This is a genomic window from Methanoregula sp., from assembly GCF_050010295.1.
Taxonomy (GTDB): domain Archaea; phylum Halobacteriota; class Methanomicrobia; order Methanomicrobiales; family Methanospirillaceae; genus Methanoregula.
Map to the genome: position 1 here is coordinate 140,461 of NZ_JBEKLH010000005.1, position 8,328 is coordinate 148,788.

General features: G+C 53.1%; 7 protein-coding genes, 1 tRNA gene and 1 pseudogene. 6 read left to right on the forward strand and 3 right to left on the reverse strand.

The window, feature by feature from the left end; all coding sequences use genetic code 11:
* The first annotated feature begins 16 nt into the window (after window positions 1-16).
* Entirely contained in the window at window positions 17-808 is a 792-nt protein-coding gene (locus ABSB80_RS08500; protein ID WP_428370065.1) for a hypothetical protein, read from the forward strand.
* A 158-nt stretch (window positions 809-966) separates the two neighbouring features.
* On the opposite strand, the gene ABSB80_RS08505 is transcribed toward ABSB80_RS08500, so the two are convergent.
* Window positions 967-1,932: a phosphoesterase gene (locus tag ABSB80_RS08505; RefSeq protein WP_428370067.1), complete on the reverse strand. Its 966-nt coding sequence runs from the start codon at window positions 1,930-1,932 to the stop codon at window positions 967-969.
* 110 nt (window positions 1,933-2,042) lie between these two features.
* On the opposite strand from ABSB80_RS08505, the gene ABSB80_RS08510 reads away from it, so the two are divergent.
* Window positions 2,043-2,116, forward strand: a tRNA-Phe gene (locus tag ABSB80_RS08510).
* A 465-nt stretch (window positions 2,117-2,581) separates the two neighbouring features.
* On the opposite strand, the gene ABSB80_RS08515 is transcribed toward ABSB80_RS08510, so the two are convergent.
* Both ABSB80_RS08515 and ABSB80_RS08520 read right to left on the reverse strand, forming a co-directional pair.
* Entirely contained in the window at window positions 2,582-2,950 is a 369-nt protein-coding gene (locus tag ABSB80_RS08515) for a response regulator (protein ID WP_428370069.1), read from the reverse strand.
* Complete coding sequence (locus tag ABSB80_RS08520) at window positions 2,940-4,730, reverse strand: PAS domain S-box protein (RefSeq protein WP_428370071.1); 1,791 nt, start codon at window positions 4,728-4,730, stop codon at window positions 2,940-2,942. Before ABSB80_RS08520 ends, ABSB80_RS08515 begins: the two co-directional genes overlap by 11 nt.
* 192 nt (window positions 4,731-4,922) lie before the next feature.
* On the opposite strand from ABSB80_RS08520, the gene ABSB80_RS08525 reads away from it, so the two are divergent.
* From ABSB80_RS08525 to ABSB80_RS08540, 4 genes and pseudogenes are all read left to right on the forward strand, one after another.
* Window positions 4,923-5,609: a 2,5-diamino-6-(ribosylamino)-4(3H)-pyrimidinone 5'-phosphate reductase gene (locus ABSB80_RS08525; protein ID WP_428370073.1), complete on the forward strand. Its 687-nt coding sequence runs from the start codon at window positions 4,923-4,925 to the stop codon at window positions 5,607-5,609.
* A 166-nt stretch (window positions 5,610-5,775) separates the two neighbouring features.
* A complete protein-coding gene (locus ABSB80_RS08530) occupies window positions 5,776-6,933 on the forward strand; it encodes an SLC13 family permease (protein WP_428370083.1) in 1,158 nt (385 codons plus the stop codon).
* Window positions 6,934-7,031: 98 nt separating this feature from the next.
* A complete protein-coding gene (locus ABSB80_RS08535; RefSeq protein WP_428370075.1) occupies window positions 7,032-7,397 on the forward strand; it encodes a cupin domain-containing protein in 366 nt (121 codons plus the stop codon).
* Between the two features lie 800 nt (window positions 7,398-8,197).
* Window positions 8,198-8,328 (forward strand): annotated as a pseudogene (locus ABSB80_RS08540) (ammonium transporter); the annotation flags it as partial.

An 8,328-nucleotide genomic window follows, 5' to 3' on the forward strand; every position in this document is an offset into this window, starting at 1 on the left:
GTAATAAGATCTGTATATGACGAAGCGGCTTGAGCTGGCAACCCGGGCGTTCGGCGCGGAGCCGGATCAGCCGGATGTCGCCGGGCTCGCGGGATGGATCGCGGAGCACCGGGGGCGTCTCGCGGATATGGTGACCTTTCAGCTGGACCAGTCGCTTGCCCCGCAACTCACTGCAGGCATCCTGATGCCCTGTGCCGGCGGGCTGTTTTACCGGAAGAGGGTAATGGAGACTCTCAACGGGGTTACTGACGGAAAGGCCACGGGCGAACTCCATCTCGACTCTCCGGCAATCATTGAAGATGCAGCAGGGATCGTGGTTCAGAAAAAAAATTCCTGGTGCTCCATTCCCGCCCCGCATATGCTGGCGATAACCGACTGCTATTACGATGATGCATATGAATGGAGCGATGCGATCAACGGCATGTACCGGGCCCTGATGCGTACCATGCGGGACACCGGTATTCCCGGCCATGTCCTGATCGGTGATACCGTGAAGGATGAGGAACTTGTGGCGCTGGCAGGCCAGAAAGTCTTCTTTTTTTTACCGGACCCGGACCGGGAAAACCTTGCAGGCCTCCTCGAACACCAGCGGCAGGTCGCCGTGGGAAAGGACCAGCTGAAGATCCTGTTCGACCTGACCGGCGAGTACGATCTGGGAAAGATCTTCATCATAGACCCGGACCGCCAGGCTATTGAATTGGCACTCACCCATCTCGATCCTGATCAGGTCGCCGTAGGGGGATATTGCCGGGAATCCTGCGATGAGTACTGGAACAATCTCGCGGGCTCTTCAGTATACCAGCAGTAATGGAAGCAATAAAAAGATAAGAATGGATTTTCCCGTCATTCCGGGGCTGGAACGGCTGGGGTATCCGGTGCCTTCGATGCCTGACCCCATGACCCGGGCAGAGGAGCGGATGTTCACTTCCACCTTCACTGTCGGCACGGATTGCGGTTACCGGCTTCCTAATGCCTTTCAGCAACTTTTACAAATTCGTCGAAATGTCTGCTCTTTTTGAAGAGCCACCAGGTGAACCGTTCAATGACGGTGAAGTTGAACGACCCTCCCGCTGCATTCGGGTGGCCCCCCCCGCCAAATTCACGAGCGAGCAGGTGGCTGATTGGAGGTAGCGAGCGCACGGAAAACTTGCCGTCTTTTCCAATGATCACCTCAATATCAGTCTTCTTCTCGTCCCGGATGAAATTGGCGGTTTCGCTCGGGTAGCCGTACAGGGGGGCAAAAGCGATCCGGTATTTTTTGCCGAGAATTGTTGCGTGGGCCAGGCTGCGGTGCATCAGGGTATCCATCTCGGCTCTGATCTCCGCAGATTCGCGCTCGATCAGGTCATCGGTAAAGATACCGGAGAGGAGGCAGTCGCGGACGTGCTCGCGGTTCTTCTTTCTCTGGAGCACCTGCCCGAGCACGGCAGATCGCGGGTCGGCATGTCTCCAGAGGTCGTAATCACAGACAACCCGGGCTACCTCGGCCGCCACCAGGTTGTCCGGGGCGAGGTCGAGGGCAACGATTCCGGTACCGCAGAGGGAAGTATCGATGTGGAGGGCTTCCACCACCTTCTCGATCTTTTTTGTCTCCTCCTCACGCCAGCGGTGGTGGTCCCGCCACGAGATCTTCCACCCGTTCTTCCGTGCCTTTGCTGCGATAGTTTCAGTGTCCCGGTGATAGCCGAGATCAGAGATCGAGAGAAGGTCCCCTTTTCCCTCGCAGGAGGCGACGATTGAGAACAGTGCGGGGAACTTCCCCACAGAAGACCAGATGGTGAAAACCCCGTCAGTGCCAAACACCATCCGGTGGATCGCATCCGCACCCACGGCATCGAGATCATTGTGGGTCAGGTGGACCACGTGCGCCCTGCGGCTTTTTATCGCGCTCGCAAGCCCTGAGTCATCATTATTGGCATTCGGGGAGTTCATTTTGTTAATACTGTCATCCTTCCCTATAAAAAAGAACGGTCGGAAGGACCGTCCCGGGAGCGGGTGGAACAGATCATTTATTAGTCACAAGTGCCAACATTTGTATTCCTGCCCTAGTAGCTCAGCTTGGGAGAGCGCTAGACTGAAGATCTAGTTGTCGCCTGTTCAAATCAGGCCTGGGGCACTCTTTATTTTCGTTACCTTTACGATTGGTGCATCGAATCGGAAATTGCCACCTTCCAGGACACCTATGGCCTGTCGGACATCTATCTGTACCGGTCAGAATCTGAAATATCTACAGCCTGTTTCAGAACGTTTCCCCTCCGACGCTTGGAAAAAATTATCGGAGCCTCTACTTCGGCCAACTACGGTGCGCTGCTCAAATACAAACAGCTCTTCTTCCGGGAGGGTGAAAAAAAAGATGAACACCAGCGGTTGTGCAGCGATATTCTCATTTAATAAAGACCATACGTGCACCGGAAGAGAGTAATACTCACTTTGTAAGCCTGCTCTATTACCGCTTCTTTTCCGAAGCGGGCCTCCTGCTATCCCCGTACCCCCGAGTTCATGGCAAGGGAGACATATTTCTCACCCATACTGTGATACGTACGTGATGACGGCACCTGACAGGCTCCAAAACCGGAAAAAATTATTTCGAGAGAAACCGTTCAATGCCGGCCCTGAGTTCGGTGATCGTGACAGGTTTCTGCAGGATGCCGAGATTCTGGTCTTTCATCTGTGCAAGCCTCTCTTCTGCGGAGGGTAAGGCGGTAAAGAGGAGAACCGGCAGATCTTTCATATCGTACTCACCCCTCAGTTTCTCGAGGAACTCCCAACCGTTTATCGGCGTCATCATGATATCAAGCAGTATGAGCGCAGGGGGGTCCTTCCGCACCCGCTCGAGCGCCTCGAGGACATCCGGTACCAGGACCGGTTCATAGCCGATCCTGCGGAGCAGGATATCCATCATCTCAAGGATAGGCTGGTCATCCTCAACGAGCATAATCTTATGTTTCATTCGGCACCTCTTTTGGCAGATGAATGGTAAACGTACTTCCGGCATTTACCACACTTTCGACTGTAATATCCCCGCCGTGCATCTGGACTATTTTCTTGGCGATAGAGAGGGATAACCCGAGCCGGTCATACTTGCGGGACAGCATCGCGGCATCGGCGAGCTGGAACGGTTCAAATATGGACGTGAACGCGCTTTCCTGTATGCCGATCCCGTTATCGCGAACCGAGATATGATGTTGGTTGTCGCCGGCTCCAGAACGGTAATAGATCGCGACCTTTCGCGGCGGTTTGGAATAGTTGACGGCATTGGAAAGGAGCGAGTCAAGGATGCCGAATAAGCGGTCTTTGTCGGCGGACACAATAACAGGATCGCCGATGTCAAGAGTTACTTCGGCCTTGATCGGGTAGCCCCCGGTATCGATCACTTTTTTCACGAGACTTGCAAGAGAGAACATTGAGTATCTCAGATGGACCTTGCCACTTTCCAGGACAGAGAGTTCCAGCATCTGGTTGATAATCTGGCGCTCACGGTCGACACTAACCAGGCAGCGTTCGAGGATCTTTTTGGTATCATCCTGGATGCCATACCCTTCAGTATCGGATACCAGCAGGTTGATGTACCCCAGGATCGGCTGGAGCGGTGTCCTCAGCTCGTGGGCAACCGTCATGATGATTCCCCGGCGGCGCTCGTTATCCAGAAGAATCTTGTCTTCCAGCCGCTGCTGTTCGGACATGTCCACGATATTGATCAGCATTGCGGGTTTACCAACATGCATAATCGGGGTCGTTGAGAGTGCCCCCACGCGAGTTTCGCCGGTCTTTGTAATAAAACGGAACTCTCCGTGGTCTGACTTCGGGATACTCCTGCTCCCTGATTGGGAGAACCGGGTAAAACTGTCCCTGTCGCGGGAGTCGATCAAACCGGAGAGGTCCTTCCCGGAAATTTCTGCCTTGTCGTAACCGGAAAAAACGGCAAACGACGGGTTGACATATCGGATCAGCTCGTCCTGGATGATCAGGATACCGGTCGGGGAATGTTCGGTCAGCTGCCGGTACTTCATCATATTGTCATTATTCATCTTCTCTGCGAGTTTGCGTGCATTGATGTTGATGACCGTGCAGCTGACCGTCTTCTGATCGATCCTGCTCCACGAGAGGTTTACCCAGCAGCCGTCCCCTTCCTTTGTCATGAGACGGGTCTCGAAATTCTCGATGGTCTCCCCTTTTTTGATGCGTTCCAGAAAACGTGTCTGATCCTGAGGCGTGAAAAAGATGCTGAAGAATGACCTTGCCAGAATGTCTTGAGAGGTGTAATGGAGCATGCCGTTGAATTTGTCATTTGACTGTTTAATGGTAAAATCCATCTGATCAAAGAGGATAATCCCCAGCTGGGAGTGTTCGAACACGGTGCGATAGCGCACTTCCCCGGCCCGGATCCGCTCGATAAAATACGCGATGATGACCGCAATGAGGACAAAAAGGATCGCTTCGGCAGTCACGCTCACCATGGCAACAGAGTCTGGGTAACTGTAATAGTAACCCACTGCCTGGAACACGACGCCGCAAAGGCAGGCAACGTAGAGCCCTTTTCTCGGGTAGAAGTAGGCCGCATAGAGGATAGGGATAAAAAAGAGCTGGTAATTGAGGAACGCAATGGACCGGGAGAATGAGATTGCAGTAATAAGCGTGCAGAAGATTGCAAGCGCTGCAATAATGCAGAACCGTATGATATCCGAGACCGGGACGGAATGCCGGTAAATCTGAATCTCCGTTTCGCCCATACCTATCTTCGCAATTTGATTTTCTTGTTATTTGAAGGTGCCTTGTCGGATCCCGGTTCCGGACAGACCCTCCGGACAAAAATCCGGTAACCGGGTCTGCAGCCAGATCTTTCCCTCGTTAGGGAGAATCTCCCCCTTTCCCGGTACTGAGCAGTGGTTTGATATAACTGGCAATGCAACCTTGCTTGGAATATGCGCCCTCATATCATCGTTAACGTGGCCATGAGCGCCGACGGGAAACTCTCCACCCGTGAGCGGAGACAGGTGAAGATATCCGGGGTTCAGGACTTCAACCGCGTGGATCGCCTCAAGTCGGACAGTGATGCGGTCATGGTCGGAATTGGGACCGTACTCGCCGATGACCCGTCGCTGACCGTGAAAGCGGATGAGTGCCGGGACATCCGGCGACGGCGGGGCTTGGATGAACACCCCGTGCGCATTGTAGTCGACAGTACCGCCCGCATCCCACCCGCTGCTTCAGTCCTGCACAAAGGGGAAGGGAAACGAATTGTTGCTGTCTCAAAGGCCGCAGACGAACAGAAAGTCGCGGAAATCCGGAAGTATGCGACCGTGATTATCACCGGTGAGGATACCGTGGACCTTACGGCCCTCATGGATGAGCTGGGAACTCTCGGCATCCGGCGCATCATGGTGGAAGGCGGCGGGGCGCTGATCGGCGGCCTTGTTACAGCAGGGCTCGTGGACGAGATCTACACATTCATCGGCAACATCATCATCGGGGGGAGGGATGCACCGACCCTTGCAGATGGCGAAGGGTTCCTCCGCGAATCGGAGTTCTGCCGACTCAGACTTTTAGAGGAACGCAGAATCGGGAACGGGATCCTCCTGCACTGGGCTGTTTATAAATCGGGTAAATAAAAAGAAGACACGCATGGCTCATTTTACCTGCACCGCAATGGCGGGTCAAATACAAAAACTCATCTGCCCGGGCCGGTAACGTGAGTCTACGTACATTGCAGTCATCGTACTTGCAGCCGTCTTCCTGCTGACCGCGGTCCGTCAGATCGGCAGGATCAGGCTCAGGATCTGGCAGATCATGCTCGGGGGAGCACTGGTGGTCCTTGCAACGGGACAGATATCCCTGCCGGACGCGGTCCGGGCCATCAACCCTGACGTCATGGTCTTCCTGTTCGGCATGTTTGTCGTAGGGCAGGCTCTCGTAGAGAGCGGGTACCTGTCGGAGATCACAGGTCGTCTGTTCTCCCGGGCAAAAACAACCGATCACATCGTTCTCGCTGTCCTCTTCGGGACCGGTCTCCTCTCTGCCTTTCTGATGAACGATACCCTCGCCATCATCGGCACCCCTCTCGTCCTGGCACTTGCGGCGGGGGCGCGCATTCTGCCAAAACTGCTGCTGCTTGCACTGGCTGTCGCCATCACGACCGGCAGTGTCATGAGCCCGATCGGGAACCCCCAGAACCTGCTCGTTGCGGTGAACTCCGGAATGCCGGCCCCGTTCGTTACATTCGGTATTTACCTCTTCATCCCGACACTGATCAGCCTTGCGGCGGCGTTCGTTGTCCTGAGGATTTTTTACGGCAATGAATTCAGGAAGGTCCCGGCAGCAGTCCAGATCCCAAAAACCGGTAAGAATGACCTGATACCCCTTGCGAAATGTTCTGTTGCCATCCTCCTCATCCTTGCAGGGGCAAATGCCCTCGCATCTGTTGCTGGCGCAAAAATACTCATATCGCTTCCCGTGATAGCGGTCTGCGCCGCGGCACCGATTCTCCTTCTCGCGAAGTCCCGGATTGTACTTATCAAGAGGATCGACTGGCCGACTCTCGTCTTCTTTGCCGCCATGTTCGTGCTCATGGAGAGCGTCTGGCAGACCGGGTTATTCCAGGCATTCATCGGGAGGCCGGCGTTCTCCTCAATACCAACGATCCTCTGCACAAGTGTGGTCACGAGCCAGTTCATCTCCAATGTCCCGTTTGTCGCCCTTTTTCTGCCCATGATCCTACGGGCAGGAGGAGAAACGGCCCAGTTCATGGCCCTTGCTGCCGGGAGTACTATAGCCGGCAACCTGACGATCCTCGGAGCGGCAAGCAACGTGATTATCATCCAGAACGCGGAAAAAGACGGGCAGAAACTAAGTTTTGCGGAGTTTGCCCGGGTGGGCATCCCCCTCACAATAATTCAGGTTGGGATTTACTGGATTTTCCTGACGCTGGTGTTTTGATCGAATCTTTGAAAATAACCGGGAATACATCGTAGCAGGATGAGAGAGGGGATACCCATATTACTCCCTGCACACGTACCAGAAAGAAAGGAAATGTTATGGCGGAATCTGAACAGGAACAAAAAACTGACGCTGATAAAAAGCGCGAGGACCTTAGAGCAAGAGTCCTCGAAGTCAATAACCTCGTCCAGTACCAGGAGGGGACGGTGGCGAGCAGGATGATCGTCTTCAAGACGACCGGCACCGTCACCCTTTTCGCATTCGATGCCGGGGAGGGACTTTCCGAGCATTCTGCACCTTATGATGCCATCCTCACTGTTACGGACGGCGAGGCCGATGTCATGATTGCCGGTTCACCGTTCACAGTCAGGACCGGTGAGATGATCATCCTGCCGGCAAACAAGCCGCACGCGGTGCAGGCGCGACAACGGTTCAAGATGAGCCTCGTAATGATCAAGGAGTAAGAACATGGGATGTGATTACAGAGAGTGGTACTATTGCTCGATCCGTGGTGGAGCATTTTCCCCTGACAAGATGACCGCGGATCCTTGTGGGATGGTAAGGAGACCTGTATCGACCAAATGGACTGGATTCTGGCCGCGACAAAAAAATTTCGGACTGGTAAATGATTTCGCAATCAGGGAAGAACTGCTCAAAAGGACGAACGTGCTCAGCTACATACCAATAAAAAAGACGAATGCCTAGACCGATGCGCTGCTTAATGAATACAAAAAATTCCTTGCAGAAAAACATGAAAAATTTCTCGATCGGTTTTTCCCTGGATCCTGGTTCTTTGAACCAGATTGTTTTCTTTAATGAATCCATCTCGACTGGGTTCTGTATTCTCCCGAGCAAAAGATTCTCGCGCTCCCACATTTGCACGATGATCTGACTTCCAATGGAGTAGTACAGGTATCATCGCATTTTTTAATTTCACGAAACAGGCTGAATCATAACGAAATTTTGCATGATGAATCAGATCCCCTTTGGAAAATGATAAAAAATACTCTCACTATAAAATAGTTAACTTTAATTAGAGTAGGAACGAAGATTCTTTCCTATAATTTTCCTGAACGGTTGGAAGGAGATGGATATAATGGCACAAGACAGGCAGGCGGGCATTGACCATATGGCTGTATTGCACGGATGCGCCACCAAGTGTCATCCTGTTCCAAAACCTCCCAGATCGATCACAGTTTCCCGGGGCACACCAGTCCCGGCCTCCTAATAATTTTAGAAATTTTATTCATTGCAGGTGAAATACATGGCAATTGATTCTGGAGCAACAGCATGGATCCTTGCCTCAACGGCGCTCGTGATGATCATGACGCCGGGGGTTGGATTATTTTACGGCGGCCTTGTACGAAAAAAGAACTTCATCGACATGATCACCCT

What these genes read in the sequence shown, in the direction of transcription:
- ABSB80_RS08500 (WP_428370065.1), top strand. Translation starts at nt 17, where the DNA reads ATGACGAAGCGGCTTGAGCTGGCAACCCGGGCGTTCGGCGCGGAGCCG.
- ABSB80_RS08505 (WP_428370067.1), bottom strand. Translation starts at nt 1,932, where the DNA reads ATGAACTCCCCGAATGCCAATAATGATGACTCAGGGCTTGCGAGCGCG.
- ABSB80_RS08515 (WP_428370069.1), bottom strand. Translation starts at nt 2,950, where the DNA reads ATGAAACATAAGATTATGCTCGTTGAGGATGACCAGCCTATCCTTGAG.
- ABSB80_RS08520 (WP_428370071.1), bottom strand. Translation starts at nt 4,730, where the DNA reads ATGGGCGAAACGGAGATTCAGATTTACCGGCATTCCGTCCCGGTCTCG.
- ABSB80_RS08525 (WP_428370073.1), top strand. Translation starts at nt 4,923, where the DNA reads ATGCGCCCTCATATCATCGTTAACGTGGCCATGAGCGCCGACGGGAAA.
- ABSB80_RS08535 (WP_428370075.1), top strand. Translation starts at nt 7,032, where the DNA reads ATGGCGGAATCTGAACAGGAACAAAAAACTGACGCTGATAAAAAGCGC.